The sequence below is a fragment of the Chitinophaga sp. SVR4-12A genome (genome assembly GCF_056754765.1).
In genome coordinates, this window is the sequence record NZ_JBPGWP010000001.1 from 70184 (window position 1) to 89202 (window position 19019).

Consider the following 19019-nt stretch of genomic DNA (forward strand, 5'->3'; position numbering starts at 1 on the left):
GTGGTCAGGCTCAAGGCAAAAGTATCGCGTAAATCCGACAACTGACGACTTACGACTTACGACTTACGACTGACGACTTACGACTGTCAACTGACAACTGCCAACTGACAACTAATTATTCTTACATTTGTCGTTGTGTACGCTGATAGATAACGATAGCATTTTATGAAAGAGATACGAGACATTGTAGCCGCATTTGACAAGGCCCAACAGCAAGGACAACAAACCGCTTTAGCTACCGTGGTGCTGGTGGAAGGATCTTCCTACCGCCGCCCCGGTGCACGTATGCTTATCACGGAAGATGGCACCCTCACCGGCGCTATCAGTGGCGGCTGCCTGGAAGGCGATGCTTTACGTAAAGCGCAGCAGGTGATGTTCCGCAGGCAATCCATGCTGGTTACCTACGATACTACAGACGACGATGACGCCAAGCTGGGTGTAGGCCTGGGCTGTAATGGCATCATCCATATACTGATAGAGCCGATCATTACAGACAACCCGAACCACCCGGTACAGCTGCTGAAAGACTGCCTGGTACAAAGGCAGAATGCCGTGCTGGTAACCCTCTTCTCCCTGGGAGATAGAAAAGGGGTACAGCCGGGTACCTCACTTTTGTTAACAGCAAACGGCGCCCGGAAACACGAAGGTTTCGAGGGGGCGTCCTGGTATGAAACCATGCTGGCAGATGCGGAGGAAGCGCTGCAAACCACCGCACCTTCCACCCGCCAGTATGAGCAGTATACCGCCTTTGTAGAAGTATTAAAACCACCGCCCTCCTTGCTGATCTTCGGAGCCGGTAACGACGCCATCCCCCTTACCGCCATGGCAGCCGTGCTGGGATGGGATAGCACCGTGGTGGACGGCCGTAGCAACTATGCCACTTTACAGCGCTTTCCCCTGGCTAGCCGGATCATTGTTTCCAAAGCGGACCAGGCGCTGAAAAATGTGACGATAGATGCCCGTACCGCCGCCATCCTCATGACACATAACTACGTGTACGACCTGGCAATGCTGCAGCAATTGCTGCCTTTACAGCTGCCTTATATCGGTTCATTAGGGCCGAAGAAAAAGCTGGACCGGATGCTGGAAGAGCTGCGCAGCAATGGCGTGGAAGTGACGCAGGAGCAGCTGGAAAAAGTATATGGGCCAACCGGCCTTGATATAGGCGCGGAAGGGGCGGAAGAGATCGCACTCTCTATTTTTTCAGAGATACAGGCCGTGTTTGCCGGTGCAGCCGGTACGCCCTTACGGGATAAACAGGCGCCTATTCATGCAAAAGGTTTGAAGTCTGAGGTCTGAGGTTCATTAGAAGTTGGAGATTTATAGCCGATTTTCTAACTACACGCCTGAGACCCTTAACCTTTAACGAACTTCAGACCTCAAACATCAAACATCAAACTATTTTAATGACAGGCTTGATCATTCTTGCTGCCGGCGCTTCTACCCGCATGGGTTGTCCCAAGCAGCAGCTGGACTATAAAGGCAAAACTTTGCTGCAGCATGCGATCGATATGGCGCTGGCTTCCAATTGCTCCCCCGTGATCGTGGTACTGGGCGCACACTCCATGGTGATCTCACCGGAGATCCCCAGCGACCGGGTATCCATCGTGCAGAACCCTCACTGGGAGGAAGGCATGGCTTCTTCCATCCGCGCCGGCATCAGCGCCCTGCAGCAAAAAGCCCCCCAGGCGACGGAAGTCATTTTTATGGTCTGCGATCAGCCTTATGTAAATACTGAACATCTTAACAACCTGGTACGCCAGAAGCTCGATACCGGTAAAGGGATCATCGCCAGCTATTATGATAATACGATGGGCGTGCCGGTCCTTTTTGATCAGTCTTTCTTTCCCGCATTGTTATCCCTGCACGGAGAGGAGGGCGCTAAAAAAGTGGTTTACCGCTATGAGCAGGAAGTGGCGGCAGTGCCTTTTCCCCTGGGTAGTGTAGATATAGACACCCTCGCTGACTATCATTCCCTCTGACAATTTATCCAGCTTTCTGTACAATATTCCATTGTTAGCACTATGGCATAGTGCTAACTTAGTTTGAGGTTTGAAGTTTGAGGTTTGAGGTTCGTTGCAAGTTGAAGGTTCAGAACAGGTATACCAGGGAGGCACACTTGTTCTGAACTTCTAAACCTCTAACGAACCTCAAACCTCAAACTTCAAACCTCAAACCTCAAACTTCAAACCTCAAACCTTAGTTTTCAGACTTGTTATCGCTTTTTCCACGTTACGATACCCTTTATTCCGCGAACACCCAAAATCTACATGTATGTTTACATCCACGAACCGCATCGGGATCCGCTTCCCGTATGCTGCAGTTTTTCTTTGTCTTTTATGGTTCCCTTTACGGCTGAGCGCCTCCGGTGCAGACCCGGCCCCCCTGACGATCACGGGCAAGGTCACCGCTGCCGAAACCAACAGTCCACTGCCGGGCGTAACCGTGGCCCTGAAAGGCACCAACAACGGTACGGTTACCGACAGGGATGGGAACTACAAACTGACGGTGAATAATGGCGAAGGCACCCTGGTGTTCTCCTTCATCGGGTATACCAAGAGGGAAGAAGCCATTAATGGCCGCACCAACATCAACATTGTCCTTTCGCAAGACCTTGCCGCCATTGAAGAAGTGGTCGTAGTAGGTTATGGCACCCGGAAAAAGAGCGATGTGACCGGCTCGCTTTCTTCCGTCAGCGCGCAGCAGCTGAAACAGGTGCCGGTGCAGAGCATCTCCCAGGCCCTGCAGGGAAGGGCCGCCGGGGTGGATGTGGCCGCCAGCAGTTTCCGACCGGGGGATAACCCGCAGATCCGTATCCGTGGTAACCGCTCCCTGAAAGCTACGAACTATCCGCTGGTAGTGCTGGATGGGATTCCGCTGCCGGATAGCTCCAGCATCAACGATTTCAATCCTTCCGATATCGCTTCCATCGAAATATTGAAAGACGCCTCGGCCACCGCCATCTATGGTTCCCGTGGCGCCAATGGCGTGATCCTGGTGACGCTGAAAAAAGGCAAGGCTGGCTTAGCCAGCGTTACTTACGACGGCTATGTAGGTTTTTCAAAACCCCTCACCACCATGGATATGATGAACGGGGGAGAATTTGCCGAGCTGCGCCGCGAAGCCTATCGTAACAATAGTAAACCCGATGATTATACTACGCCTTTTCCAAATCCTGTGCAGGATTATGATCTCTTCAAATCAGATCCTTATATGTGGGAGTCGGTAGCGCAGGGTTATGAATGGGTGAATAAAGGGGCCCTGATACCGCGATACCGTGCCGCTACGGCAGAAGAAAAGCAGCGCTATGCCGCCTATGGCATGGGCAGTTTTGATTCGCTGCCGGTATATGATCCTAATAAAGTACGTACTACCGACTGGGCTGACCTGGCCTTGCGTACCGGTCTTAAACAGGACCACCAGGTGAGCGTATCCGGCGGTTCAGAGAAGATCAGGGTGATTGCCTCCCTGGGTTATTATAACGAAAGCGGCATCCAGAAAACACAGTCGTTTGAGCGTTATAATGTTCGCCTGGGCATTGACTATAATATCAGCCGGATCATCCGGGTAGGCGGCTCTACCATGGCCAGCCTGTCTAACCAGGAATATGGCGCGCCGCTGTATTTCAATGCCATCGGTCAATTGCCCATCGCCGTGCCTTATGACGATGCAGGCGCACGCATATATCAGCCGGGGGGTGATCCGCTCATCTTTAATCCCTTGTTCAATATCGAAAACGTGATCGATGAACGCCGCGTTACGCATGTGATGGGCAGCTATTACGGAGAAGTTCAGCTGGTGGAAGGATTGCGTTTTCGTGTCAATTTCGGGCCGGATTTCCGGCACTACCGCCGCGGGCAGTTCTATGGTTCCCTGAGCACGAACCGCAACAGGGGCACCTCCCAGGCCATCTACGATCAGAACCAGCGTTTCTCCTATGTGTTGGAAAACCTGCTGTATTATGACAAGACCATTAACCGTTCGCACAGCATCGGCCTCACCTTGCTGCAAAGCTTGCAGAACGAACGCTATGAAGCCTCCGGCATGACGGTATCCAACCTGCCTTACGACAAGCAGCTGTTCTATAACCTGGGCTCTACCAATAACAGCGGTCCGGATGCCTTTAGCAGCGACTACTCCCGCCGCAGGCTGATGTCTTACATGGGCCGCGTGAACTATACGCTGATGAACCGCTACCTGCTGACCGTTTCCGGGCGTTTTGACGGCTCTTCTGTACTGGCGCCAGGCAAGAAGTGGGAGTTCTTTCCCTCCTTCGCACTGGCCTGGAAAATGCAGGAAGAGCCTTTCCTGAAAGGCCTGGCCGGATTAGATGAACTGAAGCTGCGGGTAGGCTACGGTAAAACCGGCAACTCCGCCATTAACCCATATACTGTACAGGGCAGGCTGGTAAAGACCCGCTACGTGTGGGGCGACAATCCCGCCTGGGGATACCTGCCCAATCTTATTCCAAATCCTGACCTGAAATGGGAGGCTACCCATCAGCTGAATGCAGGGATCGATTTCTCGCTGATCAAAGGCCGTATATCCGGTACCGTGGATGTGTACCAGGCCAACACCCGCGACCTGATCATGGACCGCCAGGTGCCTACTGTTTCAGGCTTCGGCTTCATACAGGAGAACATCGGCTCTACCCGCAACAAAGGGGTGGAGATCAGCCTGTCTACCGTGAATATTGAAACCGCAGGCGGCTTCCGCTGGAATACCGATCTGGTATTTGCCAAGAACAAGGAAGAGATCACCGAGCTGTATGGCGCACAGAATGATGACGTGGCCAATCGCTGGTTTATTGGTCACCCGGTAACGGTGTATTACGACTGGAAGCCCATTGGCGTTTGGCAGAGCAATGAGGCGGATGCTGCCGCCGCATATAACCGCAAGCCCGGGCAGGGAAAGATCCAGGACATCAACAATGATAAGGTGATCGATGCGCGCGACCGGGTGATCATCGGCAATAATGTGCCCGACTGGTCTGGCAGCATCGTGAATACCTTTGCCTATAAAGGTGTGGAGCTTTCCTTTTTCTTCTATGCCCGTATCGGGCAGATGGTGGCCAGCGGTTATTACCGCCCTTCGCTGGCAGGCCGTTACACAGAAATGAAACTGGATTACTGGACGCCGATCAATCCTTCCAACCAGTATCCCCGGCCGCGGCAGGACCAGGAGCGGATCGACTACCCGGAATCTTATCTCTACCAGAAAGCATCTTTCGTGAAGCTGAGAAACGTGTCGCTGTCGTATAACCTGCCAAAGCAGTTCACTTCGAAACTGCATGTACAGAAGCTGCGGGTATATGCTACTGCCTACAATCCCTGGCTGATCACCGACTTCAAAGGCCTGGACCCGGAGTTCACCGCCAACTATCAAACGAATATCAATGATCAGTTGATCGACAATAACCTGAGCGACAAAAGCTTTGTATTTGGCATTAACGTAGGCTTCTGATCACAAACCCATAAACACCAAGATCATGCAAAAGACATGCTATATATTCCTCGCCATCCTTTGCTTATGCTCCTGCAGCAAGTACCTGGATGAAGAAATGGTGACACAGGTCTCCTATGATTACTATGATACGGAAGCCGGGATAGAAGACCTGGTAGACGGCGCCTACAGCGAAATGCGCTACCTGTTCAACGGAGAGCAGAGCTTTACGTTGTTCAACTATGGCGTGGATGAATACACACAGGCGGCAGATGGTCAGAATAAATATTTTGATGACTATACAACGCAGCTCAATCCATCTTCCGCAGCGTATATCCATGACCTTTGGACAGCCTATTACCGTGCTATCAACGCCTGTAATATGGGAATCCAGCGCATTCCCGGTATAGAAGGGCCACAATTCTATTTCAACGAGGCCAATAAGAACCAGCGGATCGCAGAACTGCGTTTCCTGCGGGCCTTCTATTATTTTGTGCTGGTACAGCAGTTTGGCGCTGTGCCGCTCACACTTACCGGGGATATCACGGTACGCCTTGAATTTGAGCGTGCGCCGGTGGCAGAAGTCTATAAAAGCATTATCAGTGATCTGCGTTTTGCGGAGTCTACACTGCCCGCCACCCAATCGCAATACGGCCGTATTACGAAGGGCGCGGCCCGTCATTACCTGGCCAAGGTGTATTTAACCCGCGGCAGCGCCGTGACCGAACAACGCGGGCAGCAGGTAACGGATATGGACAGCGCAGCTTACTGGGCCAACCTGGTGATCACGGATGGCCCTTACCAGCTGCTGAATGATTTCTCTGATCTCTGGAATATCAATAACCAGGAGAATAAAGAAGTGATACTGGCGGCGCAGTTCAACAACAACGCTTTTATGCTGAACGGTTCCGGCAACCGTACCCACCTGTACTACCAGATGGTGTACGACGGTAAACCGGGTATGCAGCGTGATATTCCCTATGGCAGGCCCTGGCGCCGTTTGATGCCGACAGATTATACCCTGGATATTTTTGACAGGAAGAATGATTCCCGTTTCTATAAGAGCTTCCGTACGGTGTACCTGTCCAATAATGCCAGCACCATTCCCAAGTGGACCACAGACAATGCACCTTCTGCTGCACTGGTTGGCCAGCCGAAGTTCAAGCTGGGAGATACGGCTGTTTTCCTCACCCTGCACAAGCATGTAACGGATGCGGAGATCTCGAAGAAATCTTATCTCTGGATACCGCGCAATAAATTCAACAAGCAGGATTTTCTCACCTTAACGAAACACCTGGACCCTACGCGGCTGGATATTTCTACAGAGACTGGTGGCCGCGACGGTGTATATGCCAGGCTGGGAGAAACTTACCTGATCGCTGCAGAAGCGTATGGGCGTAAGGGTAATTATGCAAAAGCGCTGGAGTACATCAATGCCTTGCGCAAGCGAGCCGCCTATAAACCGGGCGAAGTCAAACCGGTGCACTACTGGTTAACGGAAGGAGGTACAAAGGGAGATGTGAGCAGTACAGAAAGCCTGATCCTGGTAACGGAAGCGGCCTTTGATGCCAATAATCAGCATGAGCTGTATCCGCCATCTGCCAATTCAAAAGAAAAGCGTTTCATCCATTTCATGCTCAACGAAAGGACCCGTGAGCTGTTGGGCGAGTTTCACCGCTGGATGGATCTGGCGCGTACAGAAAGCCTTGTCGAGCGTACTAAATTGTATAATCCATCTGCAGGCGCTATCCAGCCTTATCATAAACTGCGGCCTATTCCGCAGCAGCATATAGATAGGCTGTTCAGGAACGGCGTGCCTTTGACAGAAGCGGAGCGGGCGGCAGAGCAGAACCCGGGGTATTAAAATAGTTGACAGTTATCAGTTGACAGTTGACAGTGATTGAAGGAAAGACTATTTACTGACAACTGTCAACTGATAACTGTCAACTTAATTTGAACAAGTTCCGCGTTCAGGGTATAATTATTGTTTAGACAGTTTCTTCGTACTTACCTGGCCGTTATGGATCACTTTCAGCAGGTAGGTGCCAACAGGAAGATTCGCTACTTCCAGCGTCCTGTTATGGCTGCCTGCCTGTAAGCGCTCGCTGATCTGGCGGCTCACCAGTTTACCAGACATATCATAGATACCCAATGTGGTAAAGCTGGCTTCTTTCAGCTTAAAGTTTACGCTCAGGTTGCCCTGGAAGGGGTTGGGATAGGCGTTGATCTGCAGCGGCTGTGCAGCTGTTTTAGCGCTCAGTACGGATGTGCTGTTAGCGGCAATGGGCACGGCGGTTCTAATCCTTACTTCTGTATAGCTGTTCCAAAGGTTCACGGAATTGCCGTGGCCAATGATGCGCACATACTTACCTGTTCTGGGAGTGAAGTTAAAGGTTTGCAGCGCCGTGCTGGTACCATTGCTTTGCAGGTTGGTAGCGGCGTTGGTCCAGGCGCTGCCGTCGGCGCTTACCTGTACGTCAAAACGGGCGGTCCGGGTATTACCCTGGTAGAAGGCGATGTCTACACCGGTAACGCTGACGGAGCTATTGAGGCAGAACTGGATCCATTGGCCGTCGCCATTGGCAGACCAGCGGGTGTTCAGGTCGTTGTCCAGCACATTGGCGGGTACATTGCCGTCATCTGAGCTGGCGCTTACGGGGTTGCAGGCAGGTGTGCCACCCGGGAAATCATCGGCCGGGGTGAGCATCCTTTCACGGATCCAGGCGCCTGCAGGTTTCAGGCGGGCAGTGGTCCACGGACCGTTAGAGCAGGTACCGGTGGTCCACACGGCGCCGGTGCGGAAATCGTCAGAATAATTCCAGTTGGTCCAGCCGATCTTCTTTGTACGCAGCAGGTCGATGTATTTCTGGGAGAAGGTGAAATCGTTTGGACCATTGCCGGTATACTCCTGTGTGCCAAATTCAGTAACGAACACGGGCAGGCGGTCGGAAGCCCAGTTCAGCTGGTCGTAGTATTCCTGCTGATGGGATTTGGCGTAAAAGTGGAAAGTGTACATGATGTTAGGGAAGTTGACCGGGTTGTTCAGGATGTCCTGCGCAGTACGGCCATCAGATACGCCGAAGGAAGACCAGCCATGGGTGCCGATGAAGATGGGCGCATTGCCGTCAATGGCGCGGATCACGGGTATGATCTGGTCTGCATAGGATTTGATCTGGTTCCAGCTCACGCCGTTAGGCTCGTTGCAGATATCGTAGATCACGTTCACTTTGTCTTTGTGCGCGTTGGCCACCGCTGTGAAGAAGGTGCGTGCGCGGCTCAGGTTATAGTTCGGATCTCCGGGATCCAGCTGGTGCCAGTCGATCAGCGCGTACATGCCGCGTTCTGTGGCTTCTTCTACCAGGCGGTTCACCTGTGCGGTAAAACCGGCAGGATCGGTTTCATAACCGTCTTCCTGTACGTACAGCGAGATACGAAGGATGTCTGCACCCCAGTCGTAGGCCAGGGCATCCAGGGAAGCTTCTGTTAAGCAGCTTCCCCAGCCATACCATTGGATGCCGTGGGTGCTCATGCCACGCAGCTGGATAGGGTTGCCGTATTGGTTACAGAGTTTCAGGCCAATCACCTGGAGCTGTCCGTTCCTGGCTACGGGCGTTTGCGCAAATGCTGCGCTGGTAAAGAGGGAAAGACTCAGCAGATAGATGAGTTTGTGGATTTTTCGCATATAAATTGGGTTTTGATGAGTATTGATGACGTTTAGTGTTTAATCAATTTTTCGGTGATCGTTTTTCCATTGTGTGATAGTTTCAGTAAATACATGCCCGGCTGCAGCTTGCCTACCGGGAAGCTCCTGTTGTAAGCGCCGGCGGATGAGCGTGCGCTCAGCAGCATGCTGACGGGCCTTCCTGTCAGATCATACAGCCACAGGGTAGTATAACCGGATTCCTTCAGCGTATAGGATACCTGCAGCTGATCTCCGAAAGGATTGGGAGATGCTTTCAGTGTGAGTGGCTGCGCGGTTTTTACGATGGCGGCGGTACCGGTGATGATCTTCACTTCTGTATAGCTGTTCCAGGTATTGATGGAGTTACCGTGACCTACAATGCGTACATACTTGCCTGTTCTGGCGGTAAATGAAAAGCGTTCCATGTTCAGTGAAGTGCCGCTGCTTTGCAGGTTGGTGGCTACGTTGGTCCAGCTGTTGGCATCGTTGCTGACCTGGATGTCAAAGCGGCTGGTGCGGGTATTGCCCTGGTAGAAGGCAATGTCGACCGCGCTGATGGTGGCGGCGCTGCCCAGGCAGAACTGGATCCATTGGCCGTCGCCATTAGCAGACCAGCGGGTGTTCAGGTTGTTGTCCAATACGTTTGCAGGTATGTTGCCATCGTGTGTACTGGCGATCACGGGATCGCAGGGCGTACTGATGGTGTCGGCGATGATAGCCAGCTCCGGACGGTTAGCAGCGGCCTCGCTGGAGTTCCAGAAGACGCGCTGATCTGTTTGTGCCAGGTTTTTAATGGCGAGGGAGATGCGTTTTCTGCCGGCTGCCAGTTCGCTCTTCACGTAGTTGGTCACATCCCAGCTGTAGTACACATTGCCGCCGCTGGCTACTGTTACCTGTGCCAATGCGCTGGCGCCTGCGGCCGGTTTATTGTTCCAGGTAAGCGTGTTCTCTGTCCAACTGGTATTGGCCACCGGGAATACGGCTACCGGCGTGCCGGGGATCTCGGTGGTCTCTATGCCGCCCCAGGCGCGTAATACCACGGAGGATAAGCCGCTGTAGGGTGTCAGATCAAATGTGAGGTACGCTTCGCGGTTATTATTCAGCTGCCCGCTGAGCGCCAGTTTGGTGATCAGGAAAGCAGAATCGGTAGTGCCGTGTGTGATAGCGGCATTGGTACCATCTCTCACATAGGCGTCCTGTATGGGGGCAATGGCCACTGCAGCAGGCGCTACGCGATAGTGTGCAGTAAAGACGGTATCACGGTCAGTAATGGTGATGTTCTGTGTTGCTGCTCCGCCGTGCGCCCAATGATCAAATACATAGGTCACGCCATTCAGTGTTTGCGGTGAAACGGCGCTGATAGGCCGTACCATGCCCGAAACAGAAGGAGTGGAGTAGGGGGTGGTGAAGGGAATATCGTTTAAGCGTACCTGTAAGCCTGCGGGCACTGTTTGCAGGCTGAGGTTGGATACCACCGGGAACAGCTCTACGTAGCTGGTATCAGATGCTCCGCGGGAATCTGTTACGGCCAGGTAGAGACGGTACCAGATATCTGTTTCCGTATGGCCTTCTGCGCCAACAGCGAAAGTGCCGCTGGTAACACCGTCTGTGATAGCGGGGCCGGGATGCACGTGATTGGCATGGTGCAGATCTACCCACCATTCGTATGCGTTAGCGGGTAAGGCGCCATCTTCCGCATCGGCGCCGGTGCCGGAGAAGCTGATCGTGCTCCCGGCGCGGAAGGAAGCGCCATTGGCCGGACTGGTGATCGTAGCTACGGGCAATGCATTGGGCGCCGTTACGGTAAGGGTAGCATTGCTGCTGGTAACGGAGCCTGCGCTGTTGCTGACTACCACGCTGTATTGTCCGGCATGAGAAGCTTGTACATTAGGAATGCTGTAGCTGGCTGCAGTAGCGCCCTGGATATTAGTGCCGCCTTTTCTCCACTGATAAGCGGGTGTAGGGTTGCCGGTAGCGGTCACGCTGAAGGTAGCGGTCTGACCCTGCGGTACGCTGATGTTTTGCGGCTGTGTGGTGATGGCAGGCGCCTGTGTGCCGGTGTAAATGATGCGGTACAGGGAGTTGTTGTTCCTGTTCAGGAAATACAGGTTACCATCGATCCCTTGTTTGATGTACACGGAGCCGCTTCCCAGCCCGGTAGCGAATGCGGTACGGGTAGGTGAGCTGGGGTTGATGTAATTGATCCATCCCCCGCAATAATCCAGGAAAAAGTATTTACCGTTATACACTGCGGGATAGTTGCTGATAGCGCCATTGAAGAAGGTGCCGCCGTTGATGGCGCATCCTTGCCCGTCGGGCGGACTGCCTGCGCGGTTAATGCTGTAAGTATACAGCGGGTTGGTATAGCCGCTGCAGCCGCTGGTACAGTTGCCTTCAGCGTTAGGCCATCCGAAGTTGCGGCCGCCGCTGGTGGCGTCGTTGATCTCTTCCCAGGTGTTTTCGCCCACTTCATTGATGAAGAAGCGGCCGCTGACCGGGTCTACGGCATTAGTGAAGGGGTTGCGTAAACCATAGGCCCATACGCGGCTGCGTTGTGCGCCTCCGGTAAAAGGATTGCCTGCGGGCACGCTGCCGTCCGTATTAATGCGTAAGATCTTGCCCAGGTAATGATCCAGGTTCTGTGAATTGGCGCCTACCTTGTTGTCGCCGGTGGATACAAACAGTTTACCGTCTGATCCGAAGGAGAGGCCACCGCCGTTGTGGTAGATATCGCCCAGTGTGGGCAGATCCAGGATGGCCAGCTCACTGGTGGCCAGGTCGCCGCTCATGGTGAAACGGCTTACCCGGTTGTGCGGGCCGCTGCTATGTGTGTAGTACACATAGATGTAATTGTTGGTGGGAAAGCCGGGGTCAACGGCAATGCCGATCAATCCTCTTTCGCCGCTGGAGCTGACAGGCAGTGAAATGGCAGGTGTGGAGAGCAGGCTGCCGTTCTTTACTACGCGCAGCTGGCCGTTCTGCTGGCCAACCAGTATGCGGCCATCTGGAAGGAAAGCCATACAGGCAGGGCCGTTGAAGCCGGAGGTGACCAGCACCCGCTGAAAATTGGCGGGCAGTGTTTGGGCCCGTGCCTGTGTGAAGGGTAACAGCAAGTACAGGCATAGCAATAGTAATGCCTGCCCTGCATGGAAGGTAAAGGTTTTCATGAGGGAAGATTTATAAGTGAACAGATTGTTGGGTCAGCGGTATGTAATACCGTGCTTACGTATAAACATGAGCGTTATATACGCGCGCAGTGACGTGGGCTGCAAGGTTTTTCATTATAAATGCTGTGTTTTACGGTACGATTTAAAATCCAAGTATGGCGTTAATACTACACAAAAGCGGTGTTGTACGGGATATACTGTAGGTAAAGGCTCTCAATTGATGGTTTCGGTTTTAGCTGCTGTATCAGTCATTCATTCGGGCGCTACAGGTGTTTACCAGGGCAGTACAATACGAAAATATGCAATCGTTTGCAAATTGCCAAGACTTAGGGTGTAATTTTCTTGATTGTGCTTAAAAGGTTGCTTCGTCGCCCGTCCCCCTTAGCTCCGCTGCTCCTCGCAATGACGGTCATTCATGCATGCTTCCAACCTGCTACTCGCAATGACGGCGATGAAGACCAACGAAGGGAGGCTGGCTTATTTTTTTAATAAGGTTTATTGTCCTTCCTGGCCCTTAACATTTCCGAGAAGCCTTGTTTCTTGCCCAGTGCTACTACTGCTTCGGCTATACGTTTGTCTTTTGTAGGCTGTGTTTTGGCGCTGTTGATCCAGGTCATAAAGTAGTTACGGTGACTCTTTGCAAGCGCATTGAAAAAATTCAACGCCTCAGGATCATCTACCAGGCATTCCATTAATTCAGGGCAGGTGACAGGAGCGGGGTTATCATCCGCCATCAGCTGCACCTGCAGTAGTGCGCCGCGGCGTTTGCCGATGGCTTTGCGCAGCTCCGCATTCAGCGTCATGATGAAATTGCCGCCGCCCATTGGCAGCAGGGAGATGCCTTTTACGGGATGGCGGTCCAGTTTGCCCTTTACACGGAAAGACTGTTTGGTGCCTGGTTTAAGCTGTTGCGCAATATCTACCGGGATCTCGATGTAGGTCCAGCCTGTTTTCTCGCCTTGTTCGGCAAACTGTAATATGGTGGTGGTAAACTTTACCATGCGATAAAGTTAATAGGTATTTTGTTTTGTTTCCAACCAGGAAGTCAGTACGGTATAAAATACCGCCAGTATAATGGCGCCTTTGAACATGCCGGTAAAGCCCCAGGCCGCCAGTCCACCTATTACGCCAAAAAACAACACCAGGAAGGGCAATTTACCGCCGCTCCTGGCAATGAGAACGGGCTTTAATATAGCATCTGCTATCAGCACTGCGCCGCCGTAAATGCCCAGGAATATGGCCGTGCCGGTGTATCCCTGTACGGCAGCCCAGATCACCAGCGGCACCCAGACGATCAAAGGGCCTACCTGGATCAGCACAAAAAAGAATACCAGCGCAGCCAGCAATACTTTAAAATGCAGGCCGGCAATAGCAAAACCTATCCAGGAGATCGCCGTAGCGATGAATGCCGTGCCCATTACCCCGATGGACACACCCTGTATGGCATGTCCGGTTGCGATCATCAGGCTTAAGCCCTCTCTTCTTCCCAGGAGGTGTTGCAGGATAGATCGCAGCGGTTGCAGTACTTTATCGCCTCCTACCAGCATAATAGCAGAAATGATAATGCCGAGGATCACCTGCAGGGCGGCGCTCAGTATGCCTGCGCCACCGGCAAGGACATGATGCATCACGATCCGCATCTGGTGCTGGTAGTCGGCTAACGTCTCGCGGGGATTTTCCTGCAGTTGTTTCCAGAAGTCAGCGATAGGTTGGCCTATATAAGGTATGGCAGCAATATTATCAGGTAGGTTGGGCAGTCCATGCGTGCGCACATCGTCTACTATCTGCAGCAGGTTCCTTACATGCCTGCCCAGGGCGCCTACTACGTAAATGAAGGGCAGCGCAACTATCAGGATGGTTACAATGGAATAGACAACGGCGGCCAGTTTCCGCCTTTGTCGAAGCAAACGCACCAACAGTTCATAAGGCCGCTGCATAGATACATAAAATATCAGGGCAAAGGTGAACACGCCAAAGAATACTTTCAGCACATCATACAGGGCGGCCAGGAGGGCAAGCAACAATAATAACACAAGGATGGTTTCTATGATGCTGCGGGACGAACGTAGTTGGGATCTTTGCATACAGTAATGATTTAGATCATTCTCCTTGCTAAATATAGCGAAATAGGGGCGATGGCCCAAAATGTCGCCCAATTGTCCTTTCCAAAGCGGCCTGCCCTGCCTATCTTTGTTGTACAACAAGCAAATTATGGCGCAACACAGGCAAATAGCATTCTTCGTTCCACCGGGCGTTCATATGCTCGATCTGTCGGGCCCCATTCAGACCTTCTTCGAAGCGGCCCGCCTGAGCGGATATTACAGCCTGCGCTATTGTGCCTTTAAACCGGAGATAGACGATTCTTCCGGCCTGCATTTTGCCCGGCTGGACCATTACCAGGACATGCAGCTACAGGCCGGTGATTATATCTTCATCCCCGGCTATAATAAGCAGCTGCTGGCGGACACCAGCTTTCAGCCGGAATGGGATGCGTTCTATGCCTGGCTGCGCAAGCAGCATGACAATGGCGTCAACATCTGCTCGGTGTGTATCGGCTCTTTTGTGCTGGGCCGCGCTGGTTTGCTGGAGGGCCGCCAGTGCACTACGCACTGGAGTATGCTGAAGCTGTTCAAAAAAGAATTCAGGCATGCGCAGGTGCTCGATGATCAGCTGTTTGTAAAAGATGGTATTATTTATACCAGTGCAGGTATCAGCGCAGGAATAGACCTGGCCTTGTTCATACTGGAAGAGAACCACGATGCCCTGTTTGTGCATAAGGTGGCGCGTGAGCTGGTAGTATATTTCCGGAGAAGCGGGCAGCATACGCAGGAAAGCGTTTATCTCAATTACCGGAATCATTTGCACCAGGGTATTCACCGTCTGCAGGACTGGCTGATAGAAAACCTTTCTGCTAAAAGTACTATTGAGCAGATGGCCGAGGTGGTGAATATGAGCAGCCGCAACCTGACGCGTACCTTTCGCCAGCAGACAGGTATCAGCATTCACGAATACGTTACCTTACTACGGGTGGAACGGGCCCGCACCCTGCAGCATACGCCCGGTATCACTATGGACGCTATTGCCGCCCAATGTGGCTTTGAGAACGTGCGGCAGCTGCAACGCATCCGCAAAGCACATGCATTCTGAACATTAAATCATAAATCACATGGAAAATGTATTACAGGGCCGTCCGGCGCTGATCCTTGTCGACATTCAAAAAGGCTTCGACAATATAGACTATTACGGGGGAGAGCGCAACAATCCCCAGGCAGAGCAAAATGCCCAACGCCTGCTGGAGCATTGGCGCAAACAGGGCCTGCCGCTCTTTCACATCCAGTACAGCGCCCTCAATGCCCAATCGCCCTTACGGCCTGATGGTCCCGGTTTTTCTTTCAGGGATGAAGTAGCGCCACTGCCTGGTGAGCCGGTGCTGGTGCGGCATGTGAACAGCTCCTTCATCGGTACGAACCTGCAGGAGCAACTGGATGAAAAAGGGATTGATACGGTGGTGGTGATCGGCTTCAGCACAGAGCATTGCGTGTCTACCACTACGCGCATGGCCGGTAACCTGGGTTATCATACGTATATCATATCTGATGCAACGGCTGCTTTCGCCAAGCACGGTGTGAATGGTCAGCGTTTCGATGCGGAAACCGTGCACCAGTTGTCGCTGGCCACTTTACAGGATGAATTTGCAACGGTGCTGACCACTGATGAGGCGCTTCGTTTAATTAATAATGAACAATGAATAATGAATAATGTTGCCGTACAAGTATCCGGCGAGCATACCTGTTCTAAGATTATTCATTCCTAATTCTTAATTATTAATTAGAACCGTGATTCACGAGGTACCTTACCTGCCTGATCCACCTCACTTGCTGGCTGAAATGATCCATATCGCATACTAATGCCTGGCGGCTTAATGTAGCCAGTTCCTCCACACTGTTCACATCGCGGGTAGTTTCCTTCAATTGCTCCATGGCGATCCAGCCCATGGCATGTAAGGCATGAATGGTAATGCTGTAGTAATCCTTGGCGTGCTGCACAAAAGGCAGTTGCATGAGCCGTTGGTTAAACAGCGCCACTTCGTTCATGAAATGCTGTTGTAGATGGTCAAAATTGCGGTATAGGTTGGGAATGGTATAGATGCCGCTGTGCACGTCCTTATACACGTCAAAAGCGTCGTTGGTGAGCTGCAGCAGCCCGGCCATCGGGTAGGTCATTTCCAGCACGGCATCGTTAGGGTAGTGGTCAAGTATGGAATAGAATAAGAGGATGGAATAGTAGCTTTTTTTATAAGTGATCTCATACAGTTCTTCCTGGCTGACGTCAGGCGACATTTGTTTTAGCGACTCCTTCTGCCACAGGAACACCTGGTACAGGTGTTCCGTTACCTTTTTACTGTCGGGCGATAGTTCCAGCAGCTGCAGGTATATTTTCTTCAGTACATACTCTTCGAAACCGGCGGGTGTATGTTGATGCGGTTCCAGTGTAAATGCCGCGATCTGTTCATGGCTCAGGATCTTATCATCAAAGAGGTCGTCATATAGCGGGCCGAAGATGCTGAGTAGTAGTATACGGTGCTGTTCGGCATCGTTCAGTTGCTTTCCGCTTAATTTATACAGGCTATTACAGATCACGTGGAGGGAGAGCTCCCAGTATTTGGTGAACCTTTTTATGGTGCCGGCACTGAATTGTCCGCCGCCGCCGGCGGCCAGGGAATCCAGTAAGGGTGGCAAATGCTGCTTAATATATAATCTTTGTTTTTTCAGTTGCCAGCGCAGGATGCCCAGGCAACGGATGGTCTTGAGGAGACCCACTTTGTTTTTTCTCGGCATTGTTTGTAGGTGCAATCACAGGGAAAGATAGAAAAAAAGTTTGAAGTTTGAGGTTAGCGGTTTGAAGTTCAGAAAAAGTATGCCTGGCTGGCATAATTGTTCCGGACTTCTAACATTTAACGAACTTCAAACTTCAAACCTCAAACTATTTTAACGCTTCTATCGCCGATGCTGTCTTATATAAAGGCTTACCCAGCAAACGGCTGCTATCTTCCGTGATCAGGAAATCTTCTTCTATGCGGATGCCGCCGAAATCTTTATAGGCCTGTACCTCGTCGTAGTTGATAAATTCGCTGTGTTTTTTAGTGGCGGTCCATGCGTCGATCAGTTCAGGGATGAAGTATAGTCCGGGTTCTACGGTCAATACAAACCCTGGTTCCAGTGCACGGCCGAGGCGCAGGGATTTCAGTCCGAATTCTGTGCTCTTTTTCAGGTCTTCCGTATAGCCTACATATTGTTCTCCCAGGTCTTCCATATCGTGCACGTCCAGTCCCATCATGTGGCCCAGGCCACATTGGAAGAACAGCGTATGTGCGCCCTGTGCAACGGCTTCTTTTACGTCTCCGCGCATCAGGCCGAGGTCGCGCAGGCCTTCGGCCAGCTTTTCACAGGCCAGCAGGTGCACGTCTCTGAACAGGATGCCGGGGCGAAGCGCGTCGATAGCTGCCTGTTGTGCGGCTGCTACGATATCATATACCGCGCGCTGGCGGGCTGTAAAGGCGCCGTTAACGGGAAAGGTGCGGGTAAGATCGCCGGCGTAGTGCATGGGCGTTTCCGCGCCGCAATCGCATAGTACCATTTGTCCGTCCTGTAATACGGTTTGCTGGTAGTGATTATGCAGGATCTGTCCGTTTACCGTGAGGATAATAGGAAAGGCAAGATTGCCACCTGCGCTGAGGGCAAGACCGTGTATGCGGCCGGCGACCTGTGTTTCTGTCATTCCTTCATGTGCGTTGCGGATGGCTTCCAGCTGCATGTCTACAGTAATGCCGATGGCTTTCTCTATCTCCACGATCTCCTCAGGCGATTTGATGGCGCGTTGCGCGATCACGGCCTTGATCAGCGGAAGAGATGCCTGCGCTTTGAGGGAAGCATAAGGTATGCTCAGCCACTCAACGAGCTTTTGTGCATTATCTGCGCGGTAAGGTGGCAGGAAATGTATGGTTTGCCCGGAGCCCTGGGCTGCTTTTAGCACGGTGGCCAGGGCAGCATAGGGACGTACATCGCTGACGCCTGCTTTAGTACCCTGGTCAAGGATCGTTGTTTTAGGGCCGGTCCAGATAATCTGGTCCATGGTCAGCTCATCGCCGAACAGGATCTCCCGGTCATTGTCGATATCTATTACAGCAGCCAGGGAAGGCTGATCAATACCAATGAAATAAAGAAATGAACTGTCCTGCCTGAAATGGTACAGGTTATCGGTATAGTTCATGCTGCTCTCTTCATTGCCCAGCAATAAAATAAGGCCCTGCTTTACAGTGGCCTTTAGTTGGCGCCTTCTGGCTGAGTAAATTTCCTGCTTAAACATAATCGTATAATCGTGTGAAACTAATAAAAATCCGGGAGATCATACGTGGCATCTTCGGGGTAGTTGTTATACATTTGTTAATGATAATTGGGCGACAATGAGTTATATTTGTCCCTTATGGAACTTGCACAACCTAACCCGGAAGCGCTGAAGCAGCTGGTGACTATGAAGATGCCCTTTGGTAAATATAAAGATACGCTGCTCTGTGATCTGCCGGTGTCGTACCTGGAATGGTTTCAGCGCAAAGGCTTTCCGGAGGGTAAACTGGGTATGCTGCTGGAAACGATGTATGTGATCCGGATAAACGGTTTGATGCAGCTGCTGGAGCCCCTGAAAAAAAGATAACCAGTAATAATCATACC

The 19019-nt window shown here is 52.0% G+C and carries 13 protein-coding genes; 7 read left to right on the top strand and 6 right to left on the bottom strand.

The annotated features are described in order from the left end of the window. Positions 1 to 165 precede the first annotated feature (165 nt). The 4 genes from ACR9Y8_RS00340 to ACR9Y8_RS00355 all read left to right on the top strand — a co-directional run bounded on the left by ACR9Y8_RS00340 (position 166) and on the right by ACR9Y8_RS00355 (position 7306). Positions 166 to 1299 (top strand): XdhC family protein, encoded by a 1134-nt coding sequence (locus ACR9Y8_RS00340; RefSeq protein WP_481211226.1) that lies wholly within the window; start codon positions 166 to 168, stop codon positions 1297 to 1299. Positions 1300 to 1406: 107 nt separating this feature from the next. Next, on the top strand, positions 1407 to 1982 hold the full coding sequence (locus ACR9Y8_RS00345) for a nucleotidyltransferase family protein (RefSeq protein ID WP_481211227.1): 576 nt from the start codon (positions 1407 to 1409) through the stop codon (positions 1980 to 1982). Positions 1983 to 2274: 292 nt separating this feature from the next. Further along, positions 2275 to 5463: a SusC/RagA family TonB-linked outer membrane protein gene (locus ACR9Y8_RS00350; RefSeq protein ID WP_481211228.1), complete on the top strand. Its 3189-nt coding sequence runs from the start codon at positions 2275 to 2277 to the stop codon at positions 5461 to 5463. 25 nt (positions 5464 to 5488) lie between these two features. Further along, on the top strand, positions 5489 to 7306 hold the full coding sequence (locus tag ACR9Y8_RS00355) for a RagB/SusD family nutrient uptake outer membrane protein (RefSeq protein WP_481211229.1): 1818 nt from the start codon (positions 5489 to 5491) through the stop codon (positions 7304 to 7306). 117 nt (positions 7307 to 7423) lie between these two features. Here ACR9Y8_RS00355 and ACR9Y8_RS00360 read toward each other — a convergent pair whose 3' ends face one another. The 4 genes from ACR9Y8_RS00360 to ACR9Y8_RS00375 form a co-directional block, all read right to left on the bottom strand. Then, positions 7424 to 9124, bottom strand: a complete 1701-nt coding sequence (locus ACR9Y8_RS00360; protein WP_481211230.1) for a cellulase family glycosylhydrolase — start codon at positions 9122 to 9124, stop codon at positions 7424 to 7426. Positions 9125 to 9156: 32 nt separating this feature from the next. Then, positions 9157 to 12291 carry a PQQ-dependent sugar dehydrogenase gene (locus ACR9Y8_RS00365; protein WP_481211231.1) on the bottom strand — a complete coding sequence of 1045 codons (3135 nt, stop codon included), beginning with the start codon at positions 12289 to 12291 and terminating at the stop codon, positions 9157 to 9159. Positions 12292 to 12776: 485 nt separating this feature from the next. Then, complete coding sequence (locus ACR9Y8_RS00370; RefSeq protein WP_481211232.1) at positions 12777 to 13292, bottom strand: YdeI/OmpD-associated family protein; 516 nt, start codon at positions 13290 to 13292, stop codon at positions 12777 to 12779. Between the two features lie 9 nt (positions 13293 to 13301). After that, positions 13302 to 14375, bottom strand: a complete 1074-nt coding sequence (locus ACR9Y8_RS00375) for an AI-2E family transporter (RefSeq protein ID WP_481211233.1) — start codon at positions 14373 to 14375, stop codon at positions 13302 to 13304. Between the two features lie 127 nt (positions 14376 to 14502). Between ACR9Y8_RS00375 and ACR9Y8_RS00380 the strand changes: the two genes are divergently transcribed. Further along, a complete protein-coding gene (locus tag ACR9Y8_RS00380) occupies positions 14503 to 15438 on the top strand; it encodes a GlxA family transcriptional regulator (protein WP_481211234.1) in 936 nt (311 codons plus the stop codon). 19 nt (positions 15439 to 15457) lie between these two features. Further along, positions 15458 to 16039 (top strand): cysteine hydrolase family protein, encoded by a 582-nt coding sequence (locus tag ACR9Y8_RS00385; protein ID WP_481211235.1) that lies wholly within the window; start codon positions 15458 to 15460, stop codon positions 16037 to 16039. Positions 16040 to 16115: 76 nt separating this feature from the next. Here ACR9Y8_RS00385 and ACR9Y8_RS00390 read toward each other — a convergent pair whose 3' ends face one another. Then, complete coding sequence (locus ACR9Y8_RS00390; protein WP_481211236.1) at positions 16116 to 17129, bottom strand: class 1 isoprenoid biosynthesis enzyme; 1014 nt, start codon at positions 17127 to 17129, stop codon at positions 16116 to 16118. Between the two features lie 145 nt (positions 17130 to 17274). Continuing rightward, complete coding sequence (locus ACR9Y8_RS00395; protein ID WP_481211237.1) at positions 17275 to 18657, bottom strand: aminopeptidase P family protein; 1383 nt, start codon at positions 18655 to 18657, stop codon at positions 17275 to 17277. 117 nt (positions 18658 to 18774) lie between these two features. On the opposite strand from ACR9Y8_RS00395, the gene ACR9Y8_RS00400 reads away from it, so the two are divergent. Beyond that, positions 18775 to 19002 carry a DUF3820 family protein gene (locus ACR9Y8_RS00400; RefSeq protein ID WP_481211238.1) on the top strand — a complete coding sequence of 76 codons (228 nt, stop codon included), beginning with the start codon at positions 18775 to 18777 and terminating at the stop codon, positions 19000 to 19002. Positions 19003 to 19019: the final 17 nt, after the last annotated feature.

What these genes read in the sequence shown, in the direction of transcription:
- ACR9Y8_RS00340 (WP_481211226.1), top strand. Translation starts at nt 166, where the DNA reads ATGAAAGAGATACGAGACATTGTAGCCGCATTTGACAAGGCCCAACAG.
- ACR9Y8_RS00345 (WP_481211227.1), top strand. Translation starts at nt 1,407, where the DNA reads ATGACAGGCTTGATCATTCTTGCTGCCGGCGCTTCTACCCGCATGGGT.
- ACR9Y8_RS00350 (WP_481211228.1), top strand. Translation starts at nt 2,275, where the DNA reads ATGTTTACATCCACGAACCGCATCGGGATCCGCTTCCCGTATGCTGCA.
- ACR9Y8_RS00355 (WP_481211229.1), top strand. Translation starts at nt 5,489, where the DNA reads ATGCAAAAGACATGCTATATATTCCTCGCCATCCTTTGCTTATGCTCC.
- ACR9Y8_RS00360 (WP_481211230.1), bottom strand. Translation starts at nt 9,124, where the DNA reads ATGCGAAAAATCCACAAACTCATCTATCTGCTGAGTCTTTCCCTCTTT.
- ACR9Y8_RS00365 (WP_481211231.1), bottom strand. Translation starts at nt 12,291, where the DNA reads ATGAAAACCTTTACCTTCCATGCAGGGCAGGCATTACTATTGCTATGC.
- ACR9Y8_RS00370 (WP_481211232.1), bottom strand. Translation starts at nt 13,292, where the DNA reads ATGGTAAAGTTTACCACCACCATATTACAGTTTGCCGAACAAGGCGAG.
- ACR9Y8_RS00375 (WP_481211233.1), bottom strand. Translation starts at nt 14,375, where the DNA reads ATGCAAAGATCCCAACTACGTTCGTCCCGCAGCATCATAGAAACCATC.
- ACR9Y8_RS00380 (WP_481211234.1), top strand. Translation starts at nt 14,503, where the DNA reads ATGGCGCAACACAGGCAAATAGCATTCTTCGTTCCACCGGGCGTTCAT.
- ACR9Y8_RS00385 (WP_481211235.1), top strand. Translation starts at nt 15,458, where the DNA reads ATGGAAAATGTATTACAGGGCCGTCCGGCGCTGATCCTTGTCGACATT.
- ACR9Y8_RS00390 (WP_481211236.1), bottom strand. Translation starts at nt 17,129, where the DNA reads ATGCCGAGAAAAAACAAAGTGGGTCTCCTCAAGACCATCCGTTGCCTG.
- ACR9Y8_RS00395 (WP_481211237.1), bottom strand. Translation starts at nt 18,657, where the DNA reads ATGTTTAAGCAGGAAATTTACTCAGCCAGAAGGCGCCAACTAAAGGCC.
- ACR9Y8_RS00400 (WP_481211238.1), top strand. Translation starts at nt 18,775, where the DNA reads ATGGAACTTGCACAACCTAACCCGGAAGCGCTGAAGCAGCTGGTGACT.